This window comes from Alteromonas confluentis (genome assembly GCF_001757105.1).
Taxonomy (GTDB): domain Bacteria; phylum Pseudomonadota; class Gammaproteobacteria; order Enterobacterales; family Alteromonadaceae; genus Alteromonas; species Alteromonas confluentis.
Map to the genome: position 1 here is coordinate 18,151 of NZ_MDHN01000018.1, position 23,496 is coordinate 41,646.

A 23,496-nucleotide genomic window follows, 5' to 3' on the forward strand; every position below is an offset into this window, starting at 1 on the left:
CTGCCATGATCAACTGGTCCTCACTGACACCTGCCGGGCAGACAGAAGCCCTCGCCCGGCCGGTAATGAAAAACTCAGACAGTCTGCGGGTGACCGTTGCAGACATACTCGCGACAATTCGCCAACAGGGTGATGCAGCGGTACTGGAATACACCCGGAAGTTCGACTGTGCTTCACTGAACAGCCTGCCGCTTTCTGTTGCAAAGCGGGACGAACTGGCAACACGGGTATCTGCTGACGTTAAAGACGCCCTGCTGGTTGCGTTCAACAATGTGAAACAATTCCACGAAGCGCAGAAGCCTCAGGATATTACCCTGACGACTACGCCGGGCGTAGTCTGCGAGCAGCGTTTTACCGCGTTGGATGCTGTCGGCCTTTATATTCCGGGCGGCAGTGCGCCGTTACCGTCAACCGTGATGATGCTGGGCGTACCGGCGCTGGTTGCCGGATGCGAACGTAAAGTGTTGTGTACACCACCCAACCAGGCCGGTGAAATCGCCCCGGAAATCGCTCTTGCGGCTTCACTGTGTGGCATTGAAGAAATTTATCTGTGTGGCGGAGCCCAGGCCATTGCCGCCATGGCATTCGGTACCGAAAGCATTGCCAAAGTGGACAAAATTTTTGGCCCGGGTAACAGCTTTGTGACCGAAGCCAAACAACAAGTCAGTCAGCGTGCCGACGGTGCCGCTATCGATATGCCGGCCGGCCCTTCAGAAGTGTTGGTGCTGGCTGACGGCAATGCCAATGCAGCATTTGTTGCTTCGGATTTATTGTCGCAGGCAGAACACGGTCCGGATTCCCAGGCCATTCTGGTTTCAGACAGTGAAGCGCTGATTGAAGCCACGAAAGCGCAGGTAGAATTGCAATTGGCGAAACTGTCGCGCAACAGCATTGCTTCTCGGGCCATGGAAAATGCCCGCTATATCCTCACCGGCAACATTAGCGAGGCCGTACTGGTAAGTAACGCCTACGCGCCGGAGCACTTAATTGTGCAAACTGACAACGCCCGCGAGCTGCTTACCGACATCAAATATGCCGGTTCTATTTTTGTTGGCCAGTGGTCACCGGAATCTGCTGGCGATTACGCCTCGGGCACTAACCACGTGCTGCCGACCTACGGCTATGCGCGCAACTATTCCAGTTTAGGTCTGCTTGATTTTATGCGTCGTTTCACCGTGCAGGAACTGTCTGCCGACGGCATGCGTAATCTTGGGCCCGCCATTATGAAGCTTGCCAGTGCTGAAGGGCTCGATGCCCACGAACAGGCCGTTGCCCTGCGCATGGCTGAGCTTGAAAAGGGGAATGAGCAATGAGCAGTCTGGTCGACCAACTCATTAATGACAATCTGATCCCGCTGAAGCCATACGAGTCAGCGCGCCGCCTGTACGCCGGTGGTCAGGACTGGCTGAATGCCAACGAATCGCCGTTCGCCAACCACTATGATGTGGACAGCAGCCACTTCAACCGTTATCCGTCCTGTCAGCCTGACGGCGTGATTAACGGTTACGCAGCTTATGCTGGTGTCGAAAAAGGCCAGCTTATGGTGACCCGTGGTGCCGACGAAGGCATTGAACTGCTTATCCGCACGTTCTGTACCCCGGGTGAGGACAGCATTCTGATTTGTCCGCCAACCTATGGCATGTACGCCATTAGCGCTGAAACCTGCAACATTGGCGTGAAAAAAGTGCCATTGAAAGCCGACTTCAGCCTTGATGTGGAAGGTATTTGCAGTAATAACGACGTCAATGTGGTGTTTATCTGTGCGCCAAATAATCCAACCGGCACTCAGGTAGCCAGACAGGATCTGGACACCGTACTGCGCCACTTCACCGACAAAGCGTTAGTAGTTGTGGACGAAGCCTATATCGAGTTTGATGCAGACAACACCTGGGCAAACAAGCTGGCTGATTACCCGAATCTGGTAATCCTGCGCACCCTGTCCAAGGCCTTTGCCCTTGCCGGTCTGCGCTGCGGTTTTACCATCGCTAATGACGATGTGATTGCTGCGCTGATGAAAGTGATTGCGCCTTATCCTATCCCGGATCCGGTGGCGCAGATTGCTGCCGAGGCGTTAAGCAAAGAAAACATTGGTCGTTTGCACGCACAAGTCGATATTCTAAACGCAGAGAAAGCCCGTCTCACGGAAGCACTGAGTGCGTTTGAAGAATTTGAGATGGTTGGTGACACCAAAGCCAATTACGTGCTGTTCCGCTATGCGGGATGCAAGGCGCTGATGGCGTATCTGGTTGAGCGCGGCATGCTAATCCGCGATCAGTCCAAACAGCTAAACCTGGAAAACTGCCTGCGTGTCACCATCGGCAGCCCGGAGCAGGACGACCGCCTGCTACAGCTGATTAATGATTATTTTTCCCAGACAGGAGCTTCCAAGTGAGTCAGCAAGCTATTTTATTTATCGATCGTGACGGTACCCTTGTTGAAGAGCCGCCGGTAGATAAGCAACTGGACAGCCTGGAAAAGCTGGTATTTGAACCAAACGTCATTCCGGTTTTACTGAAACTGAAAGCCGCTGGTTTTTCCCTGGTCATGGTGTCGAATCAGGACGGCTTAGGCACTGACAGCTTCCCGCAGGAAGATTTCGACAAGCCACACAATGCGATGATGGCGATTTTCGAATCTCAGGGCGTGACCTTTGATGACGTGCTGATTTGTCCCCACTTCGACCACGAAAACTGTGCCTGCCGCAAGCCTCGCCTGGGTCTGGTAAAAGATTACCTGCAACAGGGCCGCATCGATTTTACCCGTTCCTACGTGATTGGCGATCGCATCACTGATGTGCAACTGGCCGAAAACATGGGCATTAAGTCGTTTCAGTACAACCCTGAAACCAACAACTGGAAAGACATTGAGAAAGCCTTGCTGGCGTCTTCGCGTATTGCCGAAGTGGTGCGTAAAACCTCCGAAACCGATATCCGCGTGCGGGTAGATTTAGACTCTACGGCAAAATCAAAAATCCACACCGGTATGGGCTTCTTTGACCACATGCTGGATCAGATTGCTACCCACGGCGGTTTTGAAATGCAGGTGTCGGTAGACGGCGATTTGCACATCGACGACCACCACAGCGTGGAAGATACCGCGCTGGCACTGGGCGATGCGCTGAAAAAAGCATTAGGCGACAAACGCGGTATTGGCCGCTTTGGCTTCGCACTGCCTATGGATGAATGTCGTGCCGAGTGCATCATGGATATTTCCAACCGCCCTTACATGAAAATGGACGCTGAATTCAGCCGCGATCAGGTAGGCGAAATGGCCACCGAAATGGTACCGCACTTTTTCTATTCACTGGCGCAGAGCATGGGCCTGTCCCTTCACCTGTCCACCAGCGAAGGTAACGCTCACCATCAGGTAGAAAGTCTGTTCAAGGTATTCGGCCGCGCATTACGCCAGGCAATTACCCGTCAGGGCGATGCCTTGCCGAGCAGTAAAGGAGCTCTGTAATGGCGCAGAAGATTGTTATTGTTAACACCGGCTGTGCGAACATTTCGTCGGTAAAGTTTGCCCTTGAGCGCCTGGGCGTAACGGTAGATGTATCCGATAATTTCGACATTATCAAAGCCGCCGACAAAGTGTTTCTGCCCGGCGTGGGCAGTGCCTATGCCGCGATGAAAAGCATCAACGGCAAGAACCTCACCGACACCATTCGTTCATTGGAACAACCCGTGCTCGGCGTGTGCCTTGGTATGCAGCTGATGGTGGAAACCTCGGATGAAACCAGCAGCGGTCAGATTGACTGTCTGGGCCTGATACCCGGACACGTTGCCCGCCTGCAGGCTGGTGATTTGCGCCTCCCTCACATGGGCTGGAACACGGTAACGCCGCTTGAGGGCAACACGCTGTTCAAAGGCATTCCGGCTGACACTTATTTCTATTTTGTGCACAGCTTTGCCGTGCCGGTATACGATAAAACGCTGGCCACCTGTGAATACGGCCAAACGTTCTCTGCCGCCCTGCACAGTAATAACTTCTTCGGTGTGCAGTTCCACCCCGAGCGAAGCGGCGAAGCCGGCGCACAACTTCTGACTAATTTTGTGGAAATGTAATGATTATTCCAGCAATTGATTTAATCGACGGCGCCGTGGTGCGTCTGTTTCAGGGCGACTATAACCAGAAAACCCAGTACCAAAAAGATCCGGTAGACGTGGTACACGACTACGCCGATCAGGGCGCGCAGTGGTTGCACATTGTCGACCTCACCGGTGCCAAAGACACCAGCAAGCGACAGCTTACGCTTATCCGCAAAATGGTCGACACCCAACGCATGAAGTTTCAGGCTGGCGGCGGTATTCGCAGCGAAGACGACGTGGCCCAACTATTAGATTCTGGTGTAAGCCGTGTAGTTATTGGTTCATTGGCAGTAAAGCAGCCTGAACTGGTGAAAGGCTGGATGCAGAAATACGGCGCAGAGAAAATTGTGCTGGCGCTGGATGTAAACATCAACGATGCCGGTGAGCGTATGATTGCCACCCACGGCTGGCAGGAAGACTCCGGCGTGGCGCTGGAAGGCCTGCTGAAAGATTTTCAGGAAGTCGGCGTGAAACACGTGCTGTGCACTGATATCAGCCGTGACGGCACCCTTAAGGGCAGCAACGTGGATTTATACACCGACGTATGTGCCCAATTCCCGCAAGTGAGCTGGCAAGCTTCCGGCGGCATTGGCGGCCTGGATGACATTCGCGCCCTGCGTCCTACCAATGTGGGCGGGGTGATTTTAGGCCGCGCCCTGCTGGAAGGTAAATTCACCGTTGAGGAGGCTATCGCATGCTGGCAAAACGGATAATTCCCTGTCTCGACGTCCGTGACGGTAAAGTCGTTAAAGGCGTTCAGTTCCGTAACCACGAAATCATTGGCGACATTGTGCCACTGGCAGAACAGTATGCCAAAGCCGGTGCCGACGAACTGGTGTTTTATGATATTACCGCGTCGTCTGATCAACGTGTTGTCGATAAAAGCTGGGTAAGCCGAATTGCTCAGGTCATCGACATTCCGTTCTGCGTAGCTGGCGGCATTAAATCGGTGGAAGACGCTGGACGCATTTTAGAAATGGGCGCGGACAAGATTTCCATTAACTCCCCTGCTCTTTCTAATCCAGATCTCATTAACGAGCTGCACGACATTTATGGTCAGCAGTGCGTGGTCATTGGTATCGACAGTTTCTACAACGAGGCGAATGGTCGTTACGATGTGTACAAGTTTACCGGTGACGAAAGCCGCACTCAGCAAACTCAGTGGCACACCATCGACTGGATTAAAGAAGTGCAGTCACGCGGTGCGGGTGAAATCGTACTGAACTGCATGAATCAGGACGGCGTGCGTAAGGGCTACGACATCGAACAGCTGAAAGCCGTGCGTGAAGTATGTAAGGTACCACTCATCGCCTCTGGCGGTGCCGGCGCCATTGAACACTTTACCGACGTATTCAAGCAGGCAGATGTGGATGGCGCGCTGGCAGCGTCAGTCTTCCACAAAGGCATCATTGATATGCACGAACTGAAAGATACGTTGGCTTCACAGGCTATTCCCATGTGTATCCGTCACGGCCGTTAAGGAACAATTTAATGATTATTACTAAAGACAATCTGGCGCAGTTGGCGTGGGATAAAATGGATAACCTGCTTCCGGCTATCGTACAGGATGCCGTAACCGGCAAAGTACTGATGCAGGGTTATATGAACCCGGAAGCGCTGGAAGTCACTCTTGATTCGAAAAAAGTCACCTTTTTCAGCCGCTCTAAACAGCGTTTGTGGATGAAAGGCGAGGAGTCTGGCAACGTATTAAACCTTATTGAAGTGGGCAGCGATTGCGATAACGACAGTTTACTCATCCTAGCGCGCCCGAAAGGCCCAACCTGCCACACCGGAACGGAAAGCTGCTGGTTCGATAATACACCAGCGTCATTCACTTTCCTGGCAGATCTGGAACGTGTGTTGGCAGCGCGCAAATTTGCTGATCCAGATTCCAGTTATACCGCTTCTTTGTACAGCAAGGGCATTAAACGTATCGCTCAGAAAGTCGGTGAAGAAGGCGTGGAAACTGCACTTGCAGCGACGGTGCAAGACAAAGAAGAGTTAAAAAATGAAGCGGCTGACCTACTGTATCATCTGACAGTACTGCTTCAGGCCAGCGATATGTCCATGGACGATGTCATCGCTGTACTACGTGCGCGTCACCAGAAGTAGCATTGATGCCAAGCTGCTGTGCAGCGTCTTTCAGGCGCTGTACAACTGCTTTGTCAGTGCTTTTACTCGCCGCGAGATAGCCCGTTAACGCCAGCTCTGGAATATCGGTTACCGGTACAATCTCTTCCCCGTTGATGTTTAATCGTTTTGCCATGGGTGCAATAAGAGACGGGTCCTCAATGATAAAATCTACTGTCCCACGAACCAGAAAATTCCACGAACACTGAATATCGGCACACACCATAAGGTTATCCCCCTCGGTAAACCCCTGCTCGACCAACCAATGATGTGCCACATCGTCGCGCTGCACGGCAAATGTAAAGCGTGAGATAGAATCCATGGTAACCAGTTTGTTTGCCCGTGCTTCATCCCGAAGGCCGACTACCGATAAATGAAATTCCGATACCTTGGCTATCCAATAAAACTTATCTTTCCGCTCAGCAGTTTTGGCAAGTGAAAAGATGAGTGTATCGGCATTTTTCTCCGCCAGGGTATACGAGCGCGCCCAGGGATAAACGGAAAAATCGGCTTCCAATGCGGCAAGTTTAAGGATCTGGCGAACTTTGTCGGTACTTTCCCCCGCCACACGCCCATATTTATCTACGTAGTGAAGCGGCGGTGATGACTCTGTGACCACAGACAGTCGCGGTGATTGCGCATGAGCGAACCACGGAAACAAAATAAGCAGGGCAATTAATAAGCGCATGTTGCATCAATGAATTATGATTATAAAACATACAATATCATTGTTTTGCACGAATAGCAGCCTAAGCCTTTAATGGATTACAGGAAGCCTAACAGGCAACTCAGCCACGGTTTGAAGGGATTTGTTACATCTGCGATTGAACAATCCAACCCGCTTAGCGCTCGAAGCCATGAGCAATTATCGACACAGAGGAAAAGATGAAAAAAGGACTCTCACTGAAAAAGATCTGGCAGGAAAATAAATCGTTTTTTATTTTTCTGGGACTCATGTTGTTTGTTCGCGCCGGTGTGGCGGACTGGTATTACATTCCCTCCGGTTCCATGGAGCCGACTATCGAGGTTGGCGACCGAATTTTTGTGAACAAACTGGCTTATGATGTCAAAGTGCCCTTCACCGACATCAGCCTAACAGAGACCGGCTCTCCTGCCCGTGGTGACATTATTGTGTTCGACAGTAAAGCGGCCAATAACCGCCTGATTAAACGTGTAGTGGGCTTGCCCGGCGACCGCATCGCCATGCGCAACAATGTGTTGTATCTGAACAATCAGCCCCTACACTATTCCGGCGATGATGAAGATCAGCAGGAGCAATTGGGTGAAGTGCTTCATCAGATCCATATTGATAAAACCGGCTCGCCGCTATCCTCTTTCGATACGGTAACCGTACCGGAACATCATGTGTTGGTGCTGGGCGACAACCGTAATAACTCAGCAGATTCCAGAGTACATGGCTTTATTCCTATGGATGAAATCATCGGAAAAGCGTCGCACATCGCCTATTCATTGGATAACGACAACGCCTATATGCCTAGGATTGCACGCACATTTCAAGCGCTTGAATAAAAAATTTAAATTTTTTTGCTTGGAGGTGTTGAAAAGGTTTTTTTAGCACCTACATAGTAATTGTCGGCGCTTGATAGCAAGGTCGACAGAACCGCCGCCGCAATGTCGGGGCAAACTTTTTAAACATATTGCTTTATAAAAAGGATATGACCATGCGTACTATCGATCTCTCTCCACTTTACCGTTCTTTTATTGGTTCAGACCGCCTTGCATCTTTAGTTGATGCCGCTTCACGCTCTGAAAGCCAAAGCACGTATCCGCCTTACAACGTTGAATTACTGGGCGATGACAAATACCGCATTTCCATGGCCATTGCCGGCTTCTCTTCTGACGAAGTGGAAATTGTTGCTCAAGACAACACCTTAACCGTAAGCGGGAAAAAAGCCCAACAGGAAAATGCAGCGGAACGAAAATTCCTGCATAAAGGCCTGTCTGAGCGTAGCTTCGAGCGTAAATTCCAACTCGGTGACCATGTAAAAGTCACTGGTGCAGATTTACAACACGGACTGCTTCATATTGAACTCGCACGGGTAGTGCCAGAAGCAAAGAAACCACGTCGTGTTGAAATTGGCAAACCAGCATCAGATTCCGCTGAATAAGCCTTAAATACTCTTTTATTGATTTCCGGTATCGGTTTCCGTTGAGCCGATACCGTTAAAAAACCAGCTGCCGTATTCGGGGCTGACAACTTTACATATTGCTTAATTGAAAGGATATGACCATGCGTACTATTGATTTATCACCACTTTACCGTTCATTCATCGGCTCAGACCGTCTGGCTTCTTATATTGATAACGCCACCCGCTTTGAAAGCCAGAGTGCGTTCCCTCCTTACAACATTGAGTTGCTAGAGGAAAATAAATATCGCATCTCTATGGCTGTAGCAGGCTTCGCCGACGATGACATTACCATTGAAGTGCAAGAAAACACCCTCACCGTCACCGGCAAGAAACCGGACGATGAAAAAGATGCAGCCCGTAAATTTCTGCACAAGGGGATTTCTGAGCGCAACTTTGAACGCAAATTCCAACTTGGCGACCATGTGAATGTTACCGGCGCGAACCTGGAAAATGGCTTGCTAAATGTGGATCTCGAGCGAGTTATTCCTGAGGCGAAAAAGCCCCGCAAAATTGAGATTGGCAACGCGGCCATTGAACACAAAGCTGAATAACTAACTGCAGAAGAATTGAGAACGGCACCTTCGGGTGCCGTTTTTTGTAGTTCGCGTTTATAAACCCGCTTCCTGAAACGCATTTTCATCCGGTAAGAGTTACAGCTGAAGATACTATTTTCATAGCTCGCCGGTTCTTCTCTCTGTACTATTTAACAAGAAGCAGTAGATAACTTGCAATACACTGAAATTAATCAAGTTTTCAACTCTTAGATATATTCCGATGAATACAGGGTACTGGCATTTAAGATGCATCGCTTAAAGCATAACTGATTTTTGTTGAAGCGTATTCAATAAACCAGATAGCTTAAGGAGTAACCGATGACCATTAATCAATTACCCACACTTGCGCAGGCTGAACTAGAAGCCAGAAGACGTGCCCAGGAATCCGAAGCGGCTTCAGAAGAACCTACAGCGACGGCGGCCGTTGCGCCGGCTGAAGCGTTACAGGCAGATGAACAGCGCGAACAAGTACGTGAACAAGAAATACGTCGCGAGGAAGTTCGACGTCAGGAAGAACGACAGGACGAGATAGAGCAACGACAAGCCCAAGATGCTGAACGTCGTGCAGAGCGTAACGATGAAATAGAGCAACGTCGTACAGCTCGTGAAGAAAATCGCCAGCAGATATTGCGTGAACTGGATGAGCGTCAGGATGAGCGACGACAGGCCGAAGCCCGTTCTGATGAACGTTTGGAACAACTGCGTGAAGAACGTGAAGCCCTGCGTGAGCGAAGACTCGCGTTGCAGGAACAAGACCAACTTCAAGCACAGGAACAGTTAGCGAACCGCCGTGATGCTGCAAGGTTGCAGGCTGAACGCGAAGCAACCGATGAACTTCGCAATGAGCAGGCACTGCAACAGCCCGTGACTGACAATTACGATCAAGCGGCGGGAGATTCGTCACGACGCACCGCACTGGCGGATGACGAGGAGGAACTGGCAACCCGACTGAATTTCGTTCAGACAACGGATTTAAATGCGCCGGAAGAAAACCTCGAAGGGGCAGCGCCGGTTACCACAGCGACCGAAGCAACAGAGGTACAGTCTACGGCCATTGAAACGCTGGAAGACGTAGCCACAGTAGACCCTTACGGGAATGAGGATTTAGCTGACACCATACAGCTACTCAGAGCAGAAGCGGATGTTCTGCGAGAAATGCTCGAAATTACCGAAGTGGATGATGCCTCTCTACAAAGTGAACTTGACGACATCGAGCAGCGACTGGAGGATGAAACAGAGCGTGAAGCGAATCGCTTGCAGGCAGACCAAGGGTCGACAGACAGGCTGGGCAACTTTATTGACTCAGTAAGCTAATGAAAAACGGGCAGCGAATTAGCTGCCCGATTCATTTGCCAGGCATTGTTGCATTGTTGCGTAGAAAATATTGGTAACAGGAGCTACTGGGTACCGACAGACAGTGTCGTTCATTCAAACATGCCATAAGCGACCAAAAAATCAATCAATACTCGGGTACGCTGGGGAATGTGTTTGCGCGACGGGTACACTAATGAAAACGCCATTCGTTCACCGCGCCACTGGGTAAATATCGGTGTTAACGCCCCTGAATCCACTTCATCCTGAACTGTAGAGGGTAAAAAAGATGCCACGCCCAGCCCAGATGCAGCCATTTTATGAATTAGCATAGGTGAATTACAACGGTGGTAATTTGTTGGGGTGATCACGCGGGTGCCTGACGCGTTATGCAACCTTACCGAGTTATTCCAATTCGGCAAATCCAGCAGTACCCAAGGCAGATCGGTTAAGCCTTCAACATTTTCAGGCATACCATATTTCGCCAGCATTTCAGGCTGCGCATATAAAGCGAAAGCCTCTTCGTGCAATACTCTTGCTATTAACGAAGCATCTTTCGGAATACCAATACGCACCGCTAAATCGACCTTGTCGTGGATCAGATCTATGCGTTCATCGCTGACCAGAAAATCCACGTACACGTCGGGATACAGCGTTTTGAAGGCCACCAGCGCAGGCATAACAAATTTATGGGCGATATCGTGATTGGCAGTGATAGCCACCCGTCCTGCGGGGTGCTCTGATGCCGTAATACTGTCGATGTCTTGCAGGACTTCCTGTAGCACCCTCGCCCGCTCATACACCCGATTCCCTTCCTCGGTAACGGTGAGTTGACGGGTCGAGCGCTGAAGTAAACGGCTGTCCAATGCACTTTCCAGCTCGGCAATTTGCTCACTCACACGGGAACGACTGGTGTGCAGCGCTCTGGCGGCAGCAGCAAAGCTACCCGCCTCAACCACCACACAAAAAATGGCCAGATGTCGAAGGTATTGATAGTCCATCAACCTTGCCACCCATTGTACTCAAAATCAGAACACTGCATTCTTTTTTGTCCTACTTATTAATACACCGATGTTACCTCATAATAATTTCATCGAGCAACACACTGACAAATTAAACTAATTTTTCAAATTCGATTTTTTAAGAATACGAGGTAACTAACAATGATTGGAATTACTGGCGCAACAGGTCAATTAGGCCAACTGACAATTAAAAATCTGCTGAACAAAATCCCTGCCGATACCATCGTCTCTCTGGTGCGGTCACCGGAGAAAGCAAAGCAACTGAACCCCGGCATTGAGGCCCGAGCGTTTAACTACGATACCCCTGAAACCCTAGAGCATGGTTTGCATGGTATAACCACGCTGTTTCTGATTTCAGGCAGTGAAGTGGGTAGCCGTTTGCCACAGCACACCAATGTTATTAACGCGGCGAAGAAAGTGGGTGTTTCCCATATCGTGTACACTAGCCTGCTGCGAGCAGACACTTCCAAACTCGCGCTGGCAGAAGAACACAAGGCCACCGAACAGCTCATTAAAGAATCTGGTATTCCTTACGTGATCCTGCGAAATGGCTGGTACTCTGAAAACTATCTACAGGGTGTTCAAGCTGTGATTGACTCTGGTGTTCTCGCGGGTGCTGCAGGCTATGGCCGCATCGACACGGCAACAAGAAATGATTACGCGGAAGCGGCCGCGGTGGTGCTGAATCACGTCAGCCAACATGTGGGTAATGTGTACGAACTGGCAGGTGATGCGTCGTTTACATTACAGGGCTACGCTGATGCGATCAGCGCCGCCACCGGTAAAGGTATAGCTTACCAACCCATGTCACCCGATGAATATCAACACTTCTTAACAGATGTGGCGGGACTTCCTGCCGGTCTGGCCGGGGTATTGGCGAATTCAGAACAGTACGCCAAAGAAGGAGATTTAAGTGGCTCTAGCAACACGCTGCACGAACTCATTGGCCGTGCAACGCCTTCTATCACCGACCTGATTAAACAGGCCATCTAAGCTTACCAACCGTCGGCGCTGTCCCAGACTTCGCTGACGGTTTGATTATCGCGGGTAACGAAGTACTTGCGATATTGCCCTGCTGTAGCGCAGGCATGGTTCGGTAAGATTCGAAGCTGACTGCCAAATTCAAACAGACCGTCTGGAATTGGCAGTTTATCTTTATGCTCGATAATACCATGTTCCTGATTCGTCATACTCACATACCAGCCATCAAGCACCTTGCCGCTCGCATCTGTCACCAACCCGTAACCGTGATTGTTGCTTCCCTTATCTCGGGAAAGTCCCATCCAGCCTGCATCAACCAATACCCAGTTTTTCTTCGGCTGATGGCCAATTACAGTAGTCAGCACTGATAACGCAATATCCTCCACTGCACAAACGTTGAGATCTGCCATAACCAGGTCAAAGGTGGCATAAACGCCCGCGCGAATTTCAGTAATGCCCGTTTGCTTGTAGTCAGACAATGCCGTTGGCGTAGAACCCACGGAAACCACGCGACAAGGCAAGCCTGCATCGGCTAACCGCTCAGCTGCTATTGCGGTACGTTCACATTCCTGCTTGGCCATGGCAGTTTGCGCAGCTTGCGTGTTGCAGCCGTAAGACGCGCCTGCATGTGCCATCACGCCAGAGAACGCAAGTTGTTCAGCATCATTGATTTGTTTTGCCATAGAAAGCAGCGTTTCACTTTCGGGGGCGATGCCAGCGCGGTGGTCATCGACATCAAGTTCTATGACTACACTGAGCGGCTTGCAGAACAGGCTGCTGGCACGCGTTAAGGCATCGACAGCTGACGGATTATCTACGGCGACGGTTATCGCCACGCCGTCGGCAAGTAGTTTATTCACAGCCTCATATTTGTTAGGCGTCAGGCCCACGGCATAGAGAATGTCCTGATAGCCTGCACCGGCAAAATAGCGGGCTTCCGCCAGTGTAGAAACCGTGATTGCAGACGGCAACGGCGCATAAATCGCAGCAGCTTGAGTACTTTTTAGTGTTTTAACATGGGGGCGCAACGGCAAACCCACAGTGCGACATTTTGTCAGCATCCGTTCGCTGTTTCGCTCAAGACGGTTTATGTCGATAACACAAGCTGGGGTGATCAAAGCAGAAAGTAAGGTCATACGCCCCTTATTGGAATCAAATCCTGTTGATTAAATAATGTAGTGAATCATAAATAAATTCGCGCAGGCGAGAAACAGCATAGACAGAAACGTCAGGATCATCCCTGATAACCGCTGCCAACTCACGCCTTCACTTAAACGCAGGCCATACGCATGAAGAATGCGGCCGAACAATAACGCACAACCGCCAGCATGGATCACCCAATGTTGTGGATGCAAGCTTTCCAGGCACGCTAGCAGGATGAGTGTTAGGGGCACATATTCATTGAAATTACCGTGCACCCGGATAGCACGCGCCAGCTCGGCATTGCCACCGTCGCCTACACCAATTTGGGCGCTGCGGCGAACATTAATAACGGCGAATGACAGATAGATATAGCACAGGGCCAGCAAACTGGCATAAAACGCGGTGATTGGAAAACTCATAGTCGTCAGTTATCTTTATTCTGGTTATTGTTATTCTGTCAATTTAACGGGTAAGAGGCAAAATGTTTTACCTATTCTGACAGACAGGCACAAAAAAAGGCCGCAACCTGCGACCTTTTCAATGTGTGTGACTTAGCCCAGCAGTTCAGCCAGCTCTTTACTGACTTCGTCTACTGGCTTGGTACCATCGAGTTTGTGGTACTGGCAGTTACCGGCTTCGGCTTCTGCAGAGTAGTAGCTTACCAACGGCTCAGTTTGCTCGTGGTAAACGCCTAAACGTGCGCGAACGGTATCTTCTTTGTCATCATCTCGAATGATCAGATCGTCGCCCGACTCATCATCTTTACCTTTCACTTTAGGTGGATTGTAAACCACGTGATAAACACGGCCTGATGCAGGGTGAACACGACGGCCGCCCATACGCTCAACAATAACGTCGTCCGGCACGTCGAACTCGATGCAGTGATCAACGTTCACGCCAGCTTCTTTCATCGCATCAGCCTGAGGGATAGTGCGCGGGAAACCGTCTAACAGGAAACCGTTTTCACAATCGTCCTGAGCAATACGCTCTTTAACCAGACCAATGATGATGTCGTCAGACACCAGCTTACCTTCGTCCATGACGCGCTTGGCGGCAAGACCCATCTCAGTGCCTGCTTTAATGGCTGCACGTAACATGTCACCGGTAGAGATCTGAGGAATACCATAACGACCCATCAGGAATTGAGCCTGAGTGCCTTTACCAGCGCCTGGTGCGCCGAGAAGAATGATTCGCATTTTGCGCTCTCCGCTTTATTTTCTTAACTGACGGCACTTTACACACTAAGAGAAAGCGAAACAAGTCCAGAGCAGAGGCTGAATCAGATAATACGACCTATGTCGCATGCTTTATGAACAATAGTACTACAATAGCAGCAGATGGAAGGGACTTGTAAAACTTTCAGGCCAGACTACATTATGTTTATAAAACAACAATTAAGCCGTTGTTTTACAGTAACATTACCAAGCTAAATAAATGTTGATGATGATTACAATAAAAACGGGTCATTAAGACCCGTTTTACTATGTTTACATTTGAAACAATGGCCTTATTTCGCCATGTTCATCAGCAGGCTGTTCAGGTTACGAACAAAGCTGGCAGGATCTTTCAAACTGCCCTGCTCTGACAATGCCGCCTGGTCGAACAGTACGCCAACCCACTGGCTGAACAACGCTTCATCCTGCACGTCAGCCAGCTTTTTCACTAACTGGTGTTCAGGGTTCAGTTCGAAGTGATATTTCACCTCTGGTACAGTCTGGCCAGCAGCCTGCATCAGCTTCATCATTTGCGTCGTCATGCCATTCTCGTCAGCAGTAATTACCGCAGGAGATTCAGTCAGACGGTGGGTGAATTTCACGTCGATAACTTTTTCACCCAGTGCAGTCTTGGCACGCTCCAGTACACCTTCAACTTCTTTCTCGGCGTCTTCCTGGGCTTTTTTGGTTTCCTCGTCGTCGAGATCACCTAAGTCCAGATCACCTTTGGCAATCGACTGGAATTGCTTTTCGTTGTACTCAGTCAGGTGAGACATTAACCACTCGTCAATGCGCTCGCCCATAAGCAGCACTTCGATGCCTTTCTTGCGGAAGATTTCCAGGTGTGGACTGGTTTTCGCTGCCTGCAGGCTATCTGCAGTTACGAAATAAATCTTGTCCTGACCTTCTTTCATGCGGCTGATGTAATCTTCCAGCGACACAGATTGTGCATCAGACTCATCATGGGTAGACGAGAAACGCAGCAGACCCGCAATCTTGTCTTTATTGCTGAAGTCTTCAGCCGGGCCTTCTTTCAGAACGTTACCGAACTCGCTCCAGAATGACTGATACTTCTCACTGTCATTCTTGGCCATTTTTTCCAGCATCTGCAGTACACGCTTGGTGCAGCCCTGACGCAGTGTCTGGGTGACTTTGTTGTCTTGCAGAATTTCACGGGAAACGTTCAGCGGCAGATCGTTGGAGTCCAGCAGACCTTTCACAAAGCGCAGGTACGTAGGCATAAACTGCTCAGCGTCATCCATAATGAATACGCGCTGCACATACAGTTTCAGGCCATGGCTCTGTTCACGGTTCCACATATCAAACGGCGCTTTGCCAGGGATGTAAAGCAGGCTGGTATACTCGCTCTTACCTTCCACTTTGTTGTGCGCCCACGACAGCGGATCAGCAAAGTCGTGTGAAATGTGTTTGTAGAATTCTTTGTATTCTTCGTCAGAAATATCTGACTTATCACGTGTCCACAGCGCGGTGGCCTTGTTCACGCTTTCCCATTCGCCAGGTACGGCCGGGATTTTCTCACCGTCTTCACCATCCTGCTCAGGGATTTCATCTCTCCACATCAGAACCGGAATGCTGATATGGTCAGAGTATTTGCCGATGATTGAACGCAGACGCCATGCATCAACAAACTCTTTTTCGTCTTCACGGATATGCAACGTGATTTCAGTACCGCGTGTGGGCTTGTTAATTTCAGCCACGGTAAACTCACCTTCACCGTCTGAAATCCACTCAACACCTTCCGATGCATCAGCGCCTGCTGCACGGCTGCGAACCGTTACTTTATCGGCAACGATAAATGCCGAGTAAAATCCCACACCGAACTGACCAATCAGCTGCGAATCTTTAGCGGCATCGCCAGACAGCTTGCTGAAGAAATCCTTGGTACCGGACTTAGCAATCGTACCCAGGTTAGCGATAACTTCTTCGCGGTTCATACCGATACCGTTATCGGCGATGGTGATGGTGCCCGCGTCGGCATCGACGCTCAGCTTAACGTTCAGTTCGCCGTCACCTTCGTACAGCGCTGCATTCTCCAACGCGCGGAAGCGTAACTTGTCGGCCGCATCGGCGGCGTTAGACACCAGCTCACGCAGGAAGATTTCTTTGTTGGAATACAAAGAGTGAATCATCAGTTGCAGAAGCTGTTTTACTTCAGTCTGAAAACCATGTTTTTCTTGTTGGGCTGCTTCAGCCATAAACCAGAATCTCCTAGCTGTTTGAAACAATTTTCAGAGTAGGAAGTAAGGTCGGCGGAAATTATTTCAACCTGAAAAGTAGGGTTTTTATCAGATTTGATGAATTTAGTGGGAAGAGGTTCTGCCAACCACGCCGCTGACAGAGCAAAAAATCAGCAATTAAAGCTTACGACGACCGGAGAACGCGTGCGTGAGCGTGCTGCCATCGATGTATTCCAGTTCACCACCTACCGGCACACCGTGGGCAATACGGCTGGCAGTGATATCCAGTGAGTTACACATCTGCGCAATATAGTGGGCAGTGGCCTCACCTTCCACCGTGGGGTTAGTGGCAAGAATAACTTCCGACACGGGTTCCTGTTTCAGGCGGGTTTCCAGTTCAGTTAAGCCGATATCCGCAGGGCCGATACCATCAATGGGCGACAAATGCCCCATCAGCACGAAGTATGTACCGCCAAACGACAGCGTTTGCTCAATAGCCAGCACATCCTGCGGGCTTTCCACAATACACAGTACACCCGCTTCCTGACGTTTCGGCGAACGACAAATCTCGCACACCTCATCTTCGGTAAACGTACGACACTGCTGACAATGCTGAATATGCTCCATGGCATTGTGCAGCACGGTACCCAGTTTCATTGCGCCATCACGGTTACGTTCCAGCAAGTGAAACGCCATGCGCTGGGCACTTTTATTGCCCACACCGGGCAGACAGGTGAGCGCACTGATGAGCTCACCAAGAAGCGGACTAAATTTCATTGGTTAAAACGGCATTTTAAAACCTGGAGGCAGTGGCATGCCACCAGTCACATCGCCCATTTTTTCTTTGCTGGTTTCTTGTACGCGACGAACCGCGTCGTTACATGCAGCAGCAACCAGATCTTCAATCATGTCTTTGTCGTCGTCCATTAACGACTCATCAATATCAACACGGCGCACGTTGTGGTTACAGGTCATGGTTACTTTTACCAGACCGGCACCGGCTTCGCCGGTCACTTCGATTTTTGCCAGATCTTCCTGGGCTTTCTGCATGCGCTCCTGCATCTGTTGCGCCTGCTTCATAATATTTCCCATTCCACCTTTAAACATGGTCGATTCTCTCTTTCTAAATTGATTGGAATTGCATTAGCGGGGCTGAACGGTATCTTCGAGTACCGAGGCAGCGAAAACATCCCGCAATGTCGTAAATTTTTCGTCGTTACTCACTACTTCATGGGCATAAGCCTGACGCATGGTATCTATGCGTGCCTGCAGCGATAACGGTGTTTGTTGTGGATGCCCGTAAACAATTTCTACGTTCACTGGCTGTCCTAATGCACTGGACAGCGCATCAGTGAGCTGGGCAATCGCATTATCGTTTATTAGATGGCTCTGACTCTGGTCTAATTCAAGCGTTACTTGCTCACCATTTTGCGAAAATGCTGAATTAAGTACGATTTGTTTCGTCAGACCAACCAGACCTAGACTGGCAACCCGCTCGCTCCAGCTATCGATTTGTCTGCCAAGCAGCAATTTCGTGCCGTCAGGCAGATATGCTGGAAGCGCGTCTTTATCTACGCTTTGTACAACAGATTTGGCCGGTTCAGACGTTTGTTCTGGTACCGAGGGTTGTTGTTCATCGCTATCTGATTCCGATTGCTCAGATTCAGCAGGCAACGCATTTTCAATGCTACTGTCCACTTGGGCCACAGGCATCGATGCCGCATTATCAGCAGGCTCTAAAACGTCCGCAGGCGTTTCGGTATGATCCTGCTCGTCCATCGATGACAGCTGTGCAGGTATCTCATCGGTAGCCCATGGAGGCGGCTCTTCAGCAACAGGAGGTTGGATTTCCGATTGCAGTACAGGTTGTTGATTTAACTCATGGGATGAAGGCTGACCGCCTTCGGATTGTTCAGGCACGTTAGCGTCAGATGACGTAACTGACTGTTGCCCCCCACGCTGACTTAATCTGCGAACCCGTTCGGATGTATCGGCTTTATCCGCTTGCTGCTTTTTTGCCGGTGACTCATCAGCCTCTTTACGTCCGTTTTTGAGTTTCTGACGTAAAGCGAGCATTTCTTCAATTGACGTGAGTGAAGCCGTGTTATCTACCGGAGCAGACACCTGAGCAGCTCCGTGCTGATTATCGGGTAACGGATAATCATCGATGTATACCTCATCATCGTAATCCTGCGCAGGCATATCATCATAATGGGACGTTGGAATATTATCCCATTGTGGCGGCGCATTATCTGCGTGCTCAAAAGATTGATCAACCGATTGTGCAGGTGCTGGCGCAGGTTGAGTTTCGGCCTGAATCACTTCTTGCGGTTGCGATGGATGAGGCTGTTGTTGCGGTTCGCTTTCATTCTCAGGCACCATTTGTGGCTGAGGTTTGGGCGCCACAGGTTCAGCAGATTGACGAAGCTTGTGAGCCATCTGCTCAATATCTTGTTGCTCTGCCTCTAATGGTGCAACCGACGATTCATCGTCGGCAACGTCCTCAGATGTAGTTGCTTCTGGCTCCTTCGTACTTTCCGCAGCATTAACACTGGGAGTTTCTGACTGCAGGCTATCTTCAGGAGCTGAAGACGAAGTCACAATTGAGGCCTCGGGCTCCGACTTTGACTCAAGCTCGGGCTCAGGCTCCGAGGGGTTCTGCGTCACAGTTGAGGCTTGGGTAACAGGCGATGCAGGAGCAACTTGTGTTGAATTAACAGGTGTTAACTGTGCCCCATCACCTTCGACAATTAATTCAAGGTTACCGTCATTTGGCGGAACGGGTGCAAAAGACATCATGCGCAGCAGTGTCATTTCCAGTGCTGAACGACCGTCTACCGCGTACGGTAAATCTTTTTTACCCTGAAGGGCTATCTGATAGAACAGTTGTACCTGTTCTGCTGGCATGGCCTTCGCCAGTTGATAAATGGCTTTAGCGGAGGTGGTTTCCAGCTTACAGGCATCAGGCACCCACTGCGTAAGCGCAATTTGATGTAGCAAGCTAGATAGCTCTGCCAACACCTGACCAAAATCCGGTGCCTGCTCAGCCATTTGTGCCACAATATCCAATAATTCAGCTGCGTCTTTCTTCACCAGGGCAAAAAGTAACTTAAGCACCTGATGGCGGTCCATCAGACCTAGCATGTCGGTGACGACCGACGCTGACACTTGATTGTCGCCCTGGGCAATGGCTTGATCTGTCAAACTCAACGCATCACGCATACTGCCTTGTGCAGCACGGGCCAGCAGCGCTAGCGCAGCGGGCTCAAAACCGATCTGCTCTTGCTGCAAAATATGATCAAGCTGTCCGGATATTTGCTCGCGAGATAACGCCTTCAAATTGAATTGCAGACAACGGGATAAGATAGTAATGGGCAGCTTTTGCGGATCGGTAGTCGCCAGCAGAAACTTAACGTGGGGAGGTGGCTCTTCCAGTGTTTTCAATAACGCGTTAAAGCTGTGCTTAGAGAGCATGTGCACTTCGTCAATCAGGTACACTTTATAGCGCCCCCGAGTTGGCTTGTACTGCACGTTATCGAGTAGTTCCCGGGTGTCTTCTACCTTGGTACGGGACGCCGCATCGATTTCGAGTAAATCGACATAGTTGCCTTGCTCGATTTCGCGACACGTATCACAAACGCCGCAAGGATTCGCGCCCTGCCCGGTCTCGCAGTTCAGACTTTTTGAAAAAATTCGTGCGATAGTTGTTTTACCGACACCCCGGGTGCCGGTGAACAAATAAGCATGGTGAAGGCGGTCGTTATCTAATGCGTTGGCGATGGCAGTAACAACGTGTTCCTGACCAACAAGCTCACTGAACTTCCCTGGTCTCCACTTCCTTGCCAGAACCTGATAACTCATAAAACCAAGTTTTCCTTATTCACCTTCAAAATCACAAATTGAGTAGCATTCGATACCCAGCGCAGTCAGCTTGTCATAGCCGCCAAGATCTGGCAGACCAATCACGAACCCGGCGTGCTCAACCACACCGCCCAAGCGTCGAATAAGATTTGCGGATGCACCAATCGTTCCGCCGGTTGCCAGCAGATCATCGATTAGCAGCACACGGTCGCCTGGCTTTATTGCGTCTTTGTGGATTTCCAGCGTATCTTTGCCGTATTCCAGCTCGTAAGATTCGCTCACCACTTCACGAGGCAATTTACCGGGTTTGCGCACAGGAACGAATCCCACACCCATTTCCAAGGCCAGCGGCGCACCAAACAAAAAGCCTCGGGCTTCAGTGCCAGCGACTTTGTCGAAGGTTATGCCCTGATATTGTTCAAGCAGCATAGCCACGCAAGCGGTGAACGCTTTATGGTCTTCCAGTACGCTGGTGACATCACGAAACATGATGCCGGGTTTGGGATAGTCGGGTACAGTTTTTATTACAGATTTTATATATTCAGCAGTCACTTCTTTGCCTTATGATTACAGCCAGAAAGTGAACCAGCCAGCGATAATATGTGCCAGAGGGAAAGCGACTAACGTGACAAGGATTGCCAGAAAGTACCACCAGTTAAACACTTCTTTAAACTCGCCGTTATCAGCCATAATCATTACCTGAAAGTTTTAAGTCAAAATGGTCGTAAATGTTAATCGAAACACTGTTCGAATAACAGAGCTAATGTCCATTATAGCCAAGATTGTTAATCCGACCTCAGCACATGAAGACTATTTTCTTTTCACAAAATGCGTGCAATGTTGATGCGATGTAAGGCTTCAATCGACTGATGGCGGCGGGTTCAACGAGACTTTCGAGATGGTGCAATATTAACGTTTCGGTTAAGGGCTGTTCAGCTTCAGCCAGAACGCCCAACAACAACGCAGACGCCGGCGTGAGTACAGAAAATTGTACTTCATCGTCTTCATCGCGATAGACACAGTAATGGTGGGGATTCGCGGCAAGGTCTGTGCCGGCGTGCTCTGCACTGATTTGATGTACTGCATAGTTGTAGCTGACCACTTCTGCCAATGGCGACAAGGTAAATCGGTGTGCAGTATTTAGGTTTACTGTTACAGGATACGAATTTTGTCGGGTAGCAATGTCGATTTCTAGCCATTCATAATGCGCGAGATCTCGGGCGAATGCGGGTAGTGATGCGGTAATAGCATGATTGTCATGCAAATATTCAAGAAAGGCTTTACTGATGTCTACAAAATAAGGGCTATCACATCGATGATGGATAACAAAATGGCGAAGTATCGATTGCCATTGTTCCTCACGAATAAATGACTTCAAAACCGGAAAAGCAGAATCGACAAACTGGGTGATGTTGCTTAAAACCAATTGTTGATAAACACCCAAACGCTGCCTCGTCTCAGCAGTATCGGCACCATATTTTACGGAAGGATCACGTACAGCCCTGGCGAATGCGAATTGCTCTTCGATTGTTTTATTCATGCCGATTTACCTTCCCCCCGTTTGGAAGCCTGGTGAAAGGCGGCGGTTTCCTGGATATCTTTGATGCGGGAGACTTCACCAAGCAATTCAGCCATCGGCGGCAGGTTGAAATCGCGCTCTAGTAAGGTAGGAAACACACCATGCACGGCATATGCTTGCGCCAATAGCGACCACACCGGTTCACATACCGCATCGCCATGGGTGTCTATTTTTAGTGCCTCACTTTCGTCAAAGTGCCCCGCGATATGTCCCAATGCGATTCGGGATGATGGCAGTGCCTGCAGAAATTGAGCAGCATCGTATTTGTGGTTGATGCTGTTTACGTAGAGATTATTCACATCGAGCAACAGCTGGCAATCTGCGCCATCAAGCACAGCCAGAATGAATTCCAATTCAGTGAGTTGCCCATGAGGCTGATAATAATAAGAGACATTTTCCAGCACTAATGGGCGCTCGATTATATCTTGTACCCGCTTAATGCGGTCTACCACATGTTGAACCGCTTCTTCCGTAAACGGGATCGGTAATAAATCGTATAGATGACCTTCTGAGGAGCAGTAACTTAAATGTTCACTGTATAACTGAATATTGTGGTCGTCTAAAAAGGTTTTTACTGCTTTGACGAATTGGATATCGAGAGGATCTGGACTACCAATAGACAGTGACAATCCATGGGCAATCGTTGTGGCTTGAGAAGTACAATCACGAAGTTGACGCGCAAACTTTCCCCCCATGGGGATCCAGTTTTCCGGTGCCAACTCCCAAAAATCCACTTCAGACGGTAAATTGGGCAGGAGCGAAGGCAGCATTTCACGACGAAGTCCGAGACCGGCACCGTGTAAATTCATCACCTTGCTCCTGTACTTTTGATTATCTTAGCGCTTGCTCGCACCGCATTTACCCTCTCCACACTTTCCTTCTTTGTCAGCTTTCTTCATCGCGCTGCAATTTCCCTCTTTCATTTTTTTGTCTTCACCACATTTTCCCTCAGCGGCTTTTTTTGCCATGGTTTCCGACATTGCTTTGCTGTCTTTCATGTCTTTGACAGCAGAAGGTTTTGACTCGCCACATTTTCCTTCCTCGGCCACTTTTTTCATGGCCTTTTTATCACCGCACTTCCCTTCTTCTGTTTTCTTTTCTTTACCTCCACATTTACCTTCGCCGCATTTGCCTTCGATAAATGTCTGCATATACCCTGACTCGAGTGTTTGCTGCCCGAATGGGTTAGAATCTGCCAGCGCAGAACCACTGCCCATAACCGCTGCGCTCACAATGCCGAGAGATAAAGTACGTTTAAAATTGCTCAT

26 protein-coding genes are annotated in these 23,496 nt (G+C 49.7%); 12 read left to right on the plus strand and 14 right to left on the minus strand.

Annotated features, from left to right (window positions below; all coding sequences use genetic code 11):
• Nucleotides 1-5: 5 nt before the first annotated feature.
• From hisD to hisIE, 7 genes are read left to right on the plus strand one after another with little or no spacing between them, the layout of a single operon-like run.
• Nucleotides 6-1,313: a histidinol dehydrogenase gene (gene hisD / locus BFC18_RS08580; protein WP_070125151.1), complete on the plus strand. Its 1,308-nt coding sequence runs from the start codon at nt 6-8 to the stop codon at nt 1,311-1,313.
• The gene (gene hisC, locus BFC18_RS08585; RefSeq protein WP_070125152.1) at nt 1,310-2,392 is read left to right on the plus strand and encodes a histidinol-phosphate transaminase; all 1,083 of its coding nucleotides are present in this window, start codon (nt 1,310-1,312) and stop codon (nt 2,390-2,392) included. Before hisD ends, hisC begins: the two co-directional genes overlap by 4 nt.
• The gene (hisB, locus tag BFC18_RS08590) at nt 2,389-3,459 is read left to right on the plus strand and encodes a bifunctional histidinol-phosphatase/imidazoleglycerol-phosphate dehydratase HisB (protein WP_070125153.1); all 1,071 of its coding nucleotides are present in this window, start codon (nt 2,389-2,391) and stop codon (nt 3,457-3,459) included. The genes hisC and hisB overlap by 4 nt, the downstream gene beginning before the upstream one ends.
• Nucleotides 3,459-4,061, plus strand: a complete 603-nt coding sequence (hisH, locus tag BFC18_RS08595) for an imidazole glycerol phosphate synthase subunit HisH (RefSeq protein ID WP_070125154.1) — start codon at nt 3,459-3,461, stop codon at nt 4,059-4,061. The genes hisB and hisH overlap by 1 nt, the downstream gene beginning before the upstream one ends.
• Nucleotides 4,061-4,798, plus strand: a complete 738-nt coding sequence (gene hisA, locus BFC18_RS08600; RefSeq protein WP_070125155.1) for a 1-(5-phosphoribosyl)-5-[(5-phosphoribosylamino)methylideneamino]imidazole-4-carboxamide isomerase — start codon at nt 4,061-4,063, stop codon at nt 4,796-4,798. The genes hisH and hisA overlap by 1 nt, the downstream gene beginning before the upstream one ends.
• A complete protein-coding gene (gene hisF, locus BFC18_RS08605) occupies nt 4,780-5,565 on the plus strand; it encodes an imidazole glycerol phosphate synthase subunit HisF (RefSeq protein ID WP_070125156.1) in 786 nt (261 codons plus the stop codon). The genes hisA and hisF overlap by 19 nt, the downstream gene beginning before the upstream one ends.
• Before the next feature lie 11 nt (nt 5,566-5,576).
• A complete protein-coding gene (gene hisIE / locus BFC18_RS08610) occupies nt 5,577-6,197 on the plus strand; it encodes a bifunctional phosphoribosyl-AMP cyclohydrolase/phosphoribosyl-ATP diphosphatase HisIE (protein WP_070125157.1) in 621 nt (206 codons plus the stop codon).
• Here hisIE and BFC18_RS08615 read toward each other — a convergent pair.
• Nucleotides 6,163-6,903, minus strand: coding sequence for a substrate-binding periplasmic protein (locus BFC18_RS08615; RefSeq protein WP_070125158.1), 741 nt, complete (start codon nt 6,901-6,903; stop codon nt 6,163-6,165). The two genes, hisIE and BFC18_RS08615, sit on opposite strands and share 35 nt — an antisense overlap.
• 197 nt (nt 6,904-7,100) lie before the next feature.
• Between BFC18_RS08615 and lepB the strand changes: the two genes are divergently transcribed.
• The 4 genes from lepB (at nt 7,101) to BFC18_RS08635 (ending at nt 10,233) form a co-directional block, all read left to right on the plus strand.
• A complete protein-coding gene (gene lepB, locus BFC18_RS08620) occupies nt 7,101-7,745 on the plus strand; it encodes a signal peptidase I (protein ID WP_070125159.1) in 645 nt (214 codons plus the stop codon).
• Between the two features lie 152 nt (nt 7,746-7,897).
• Nucleotides 7,898-8,344 (plus strand): Hsp20 family protein, encoded by a 447-nt coding sequence (locus BFC18_RS08625; RefSeq protein WP_070125160.1) that lies wholly within the window; start codon nt 7,898-7,900, stop codon nt 8,342-8,344.
• Between the two features lie 122 nt (nt 8,345-8,466).
• Nucleotides 8,467-8,916 carry an Hsp20 family protein gene (locus BFC18_RS08630; RefSeq protein ID WP_070125161.1) on the plus strand — a complete coding sequence of 150 codons (450 nt, stop codon included), beginning with the start codon at nt 8,467-8,469 and terminating at the stop codon, nt 8,914-8,916.
• 321 nt (nt 8,917-9,237) lie between these two features.
• A complete protein-coding gene (locus tag BFC18_RS08635; RefSeq protein WP_070125162.1) occupies nt 9,238-10,233 on the plus strand; it encodes a coiled-coil domain-containing protein in 996 nt (331 codons plus the stop codon).
• Between the two features lie 110 nt (nt 10,234-10,343).
• Here BFC18_RS08635 and BFC18_RS08640 read toward each other — a convergent pair whose 3' ends face one another.
• Entirely contained in the window at nt 10,344-11,231 is an 888-nt protein-coding gene (locus BFC18_RS08640) for a LysR family transcriptional regulator (protein ID WP_070125163.1), read from the minus strand.
• Nucleotides 11,232-11,393: 162 nt separating this feature from the next.
• Here BFC18_RS08640 and BFC18_RS08645 point away from each other — a divergent pair, with 162 nt between their 5' ends.
• On the plus strand, nt 11,394-12,245 hold the full coding sequence (locus BFC18_RS08645) for an SDR family oxidoreductase (protein ID WP_070125164.1): 852 nt from the start codon (nt 11,394-11,396) through the stop codon (nt 12,243-12,245).
• A 2-nt stretch (nt 12,246-12,247) separates the two neighbouring features.
• Here BFC18_RS08645 and BFC18_RS08650 read toward each other — a convergent pair whose 3' ends face one another.
• The 12 genes from BFC18_RS08650 to BFC18_RS08700 all read right to left on the minus strand — a co-directional run bounded on the left by BFC18_RS08650 (nt 12,248) and on the right by BFC18_RS08700 (nt 23,496).
• Complete coding sequence (locus BFC18_RS08650; protein ID WP_070125165.1) at nt 12,248-13,369, minus strand: alanine racemase; 1,122 nt, start codon at nt 13,367-13,369, stop codon at nt 12,248-12,250.
• 30 nt (nt 13,370-13,399) lie between these two features.
• Nucleotides 13,400-13,795: an MAPEG family protein gene (locus BFC18_RS08655; protein WP_070125166.1), complete on the minus strand. Its 396-nt coding sequence runs from the start codon at nt 13,793-13,795 to the stop codon at nt 13,400-13,402.
• Between the two features lie 132 nt (nt 13,796-13,927).
• Nucleotides 13,928-14,572, minus strand: coding sequence for an adenylate kinase (adk, locus tag BFC18_RS08660; RefSeq protein ID WP_070125167.1), 645 nt, complete (start codon nt 14,570-14,572; stop codon nt 13,928-13,930).
• Between the two features lie 311 nt (nt 14,573-14,883).
• Nucleotides 14,884-16,806: a molecular chaperone HtpG gene (gene htpG / locus BFC18_RS08665; RefSeq protein WP_070125168.1), complete on the minus strand. Its 1,923-nt coding sequence runs from the start codon at nt 16,804-16,806 to the stop codon at nt 14,884-14,886.
• 159 nt (nt 16,807-16,965) lie between these two features.
• Nucleotides 16,966-17,565 carry a recombination mediator RecR gene (gene recR, locus BFC18_RS08670; RefSeq protein WP_070125169.1) on the minus strand — a complete coding sequence of 200 codons (600 nt, stop codon included), beginning with the start codon at nt 17,563-17,565 and terminating at the stop codon, nt 16,966-16,968.
• A gap of 3 nt (nt 17,566-17,568) precedes the next feature.
• A complete protein-coding gene (locus BFC18_RS08675; RefSeq protein WP_070125170.1) occupies nt 17,569-17,895 on the minus strand; it encodes a YbaB/EbfC family nucleoid-associated protein in 327 nt (108 codons plus the stop codon).
• Between the two features lie 36 nt (nt 17,896-17,931).
• Nucleotides 17,932-20,649, minus strand: a complete 2,718-nt coding sequence (gene dnaX, locus BFC18_RS08680; protein ID WP_070125171.1) for a DNA polymerase III subunit gamma/tau — start codon at nt 20,647-20,649, stop codon at nt 17,932-17,934.
• A gap of 15 nt (nt 20,650-20,664) precedes the next feature.
• Nucleotides 20,665-21,201 (minus strand): adenine phosphoribosyltransferase, encoded by a 537-nt coding sequence (gene apt / locus BFC18_RS08685; protein ID WP_070125172.1) that lies wholly within the window; start codon nt 21,199-21,201, stop codon nt 20,665-20,667.
• Nucleotides 21,202-21,216: 15 nt separating this feature from the next.
• The gene (locus BFC18_RS22020) at nt 21,217-21,339 is read right to left on the minus strand and encodes a hypothetical protein (protein ID WP_281182394.1); all 123 of its coding nucleotides are present in this window, start codon (nt 21,337-21,339) and stop codon (nt 21,217-21,219) included.
• 106 nt (nt 21,340-21,445) lie between these two features.
• Nucleotides 21,446-22,189 carry an HvfC family RiPP maturation protein gene (locus BFC18_RS08690; protein WP_070125173.1) on the minus strand — a complete coding sequence of 248 codons (744 nt, stop codon included), beginning with the start codon at nt 22,187-22,189 and terminating at the stop codon, nt 21,446-21,448.
• Nucleotides 22,186-23,037, minus strand: coding sequence for an HvfB family MNIO-type RiPP peptide maturase (locus BFC18_RS08695; protein WP_170826581.1), 852 nt, complete (start codon nt 23,035-23,037; stop codon nt 22,186-22,188). Before BFC18_RS08695 ends, BFC18_RS08690 begins: the two co-directional genes overlap by 4 nt.
• 27 nt (nt 23,038-23,064) lie before the next feature.
• Entirely contained in the window at nt 23,065-23,496 is a 432-nt protein-coding gene (locus BFC18_RS08700; RefSeq protein ID WP_070125175.1) for an HvfA family oxazolone/thioamide-modified RiPP metallophore, read from the minus strand.

Bases quoted from the DNA above. Each gene is read 5' to 3' on its own strand.
- BFC18_RS08635 (WP_070125162.1), top strand. From the start codon at position 9,238: ATGACCATTAATCAATTACCCACACTTGCGCAGGCTGAACTAGAAGCC.
- BFC18_RS22020 (WP_281182394.1), bottom strand. From the start codon at position 21,339: ATGGCTGATAACGGCGAGTTTAAAGAAGTGTTTAACTGGTGGTACTTT.
- hisH (WP_070125154.1), top strand. From the start codon at position 3,459: ATGGCGCAGAAGATTGTTATTGTTAACACCGGCTGTGCGAACATTTCG.
- dnaX (WP_070125171.1), bottom strand. From the start codon at position 20,649: ATGAGTTATCAGGTTCTGGCAAGGAAGTGGAGACCAGGGAAGTTCAGT.
- hisF (WP_070125156.1), top strand. From the start codon at position 4,780: ATGCTGGCAAAACGGATAATTCCCTGTCTCGACGTCCGTGACGGTAAA.
- BFC18_RS08640 (WP_070125163.1), bottom strand. From the start codon at position 11,231: ATGGACTATCAATACCTTCGACATCTGGCCATTTTTTGTGTGGTGGTT.
- BFC18_RS08650 (WP_070125165.1), bottom strand. From the start codon at position 13,369: ATGACCTTACTTTCTGCTTTGATCACCCCAGCTTGTGTTATCGACATA.
- hisA (WP_070125155.1), top strand. From the start codon at position 4,061: ATGATTATTCCAGCAATTGATTTAATCGACGGCGCCGTGGTGCGTCTG.
- recR (WP_070125169.1), bottom strand. From the start codon at position 17,565: ATGAAATTTAGTCCGCTTCTTGGTGAGCTCATCAGTGCGCTCACCTGT.
- BFC18_RS08700 (WP_070125175.1), bottom strand. From the start codon at position 23,496: ATGAGCAATTTTAAACGTACTTTATCTCTCGGCATTGTGAGCGCAGCG.
- BFC18_RS08695 (WP_170826581.1), bottom strand. From the start codon at position 23,037: ATGAATTTACACGGTGCCGGTCTCGGACTTCGTCGTGAAATGCTGCCT.
- BFC18_RS08690 (WP_070125173.1), bottom strand. From the start codon at position 22,189: ATGAATAAAACAATCGAAGAGCAATTCGCATTCGCCAGGGCTGTACGT.
- BFC18_RS08630 (WP_070125161.1), top strand. From the start codon at position 8,467: ATGCGTACTATTGATTTATCACCACTTTACCGTTCATTCATCGGCTCA.
- lepB (WP_070125159.1), top strand. From the start codon at position 7,101: ATGAAAAAAGGACTCTCACTGAAAAAGATCTGGCAGGAAAATAAATCG.
- BFC18_RS08675 (WP_070125170.1), bottom strand. From the start codon at position 17,895: ATGTTTAAAGGTGGAATGGGAAATATTATGAAGCAGGCGCAACAGATG.
- BFC18_RS08645 (WP_070125164.1), top strand. From the start codon at position 11,394: ATGATTGGAATTACTGGCGCAACAGGTCAATTAGGCCAACTGACAATT.
- hisD (WP_070125151.1), top strand. From the start codon at position 6: ATGATCAACTGGTCCTCACTGACACCTGCCGGGCAGACAGAAGCCCTC.
- htpG (WP_070125168.1), bottom strand. From the start codon at position 16,806: ATGGCTGAAGCAGCCCAACAAGAAAAACATGGTTTTCAGACTGAAGTA.
- BFC18_RS08655 (WP_070125166.1), bottom strand. From the start codon at position 13,795: ATGAGTTTTCCAATCACCGCGTTTTATGCCAGTTTGCTGGCCCTGTGC.
- hisIE (WP_070125157.1), top strand. From the start codon at position 5,577: ATGATTATTACTAAAGACAATCTGGCGCAGTTGGCGTGGGATAAAATG.
- BFC18_RS08625 (WP_070125160.1), top strand. From the start codon at position 7,898: ATGCGTACTATCGATCTCTCTCCACTTTACCGTTCTTTTATTGGTTCA.
- adk (WP_070125167.1), bottom strand. From the start codon at position 14,572: ATGCGAATCATTCTTCTCGGCGCACCAGGCGCTGGTAAAGGCACTCAG.
- hisC (WP_070125152.1), top strand. From the start codon at position 1,310: ATGAGCAGTCTGGTCGACCAACTCATTAATGACAATCTGATCCCGCTG.
- BFC18_RS08615 (WP_070125158.1), bottom strand. From the start codon at position 6,903: ATGCGCTTATTAATTGCCCTGCTTATTTTGTTTCCGTGGTTCGCTCAT.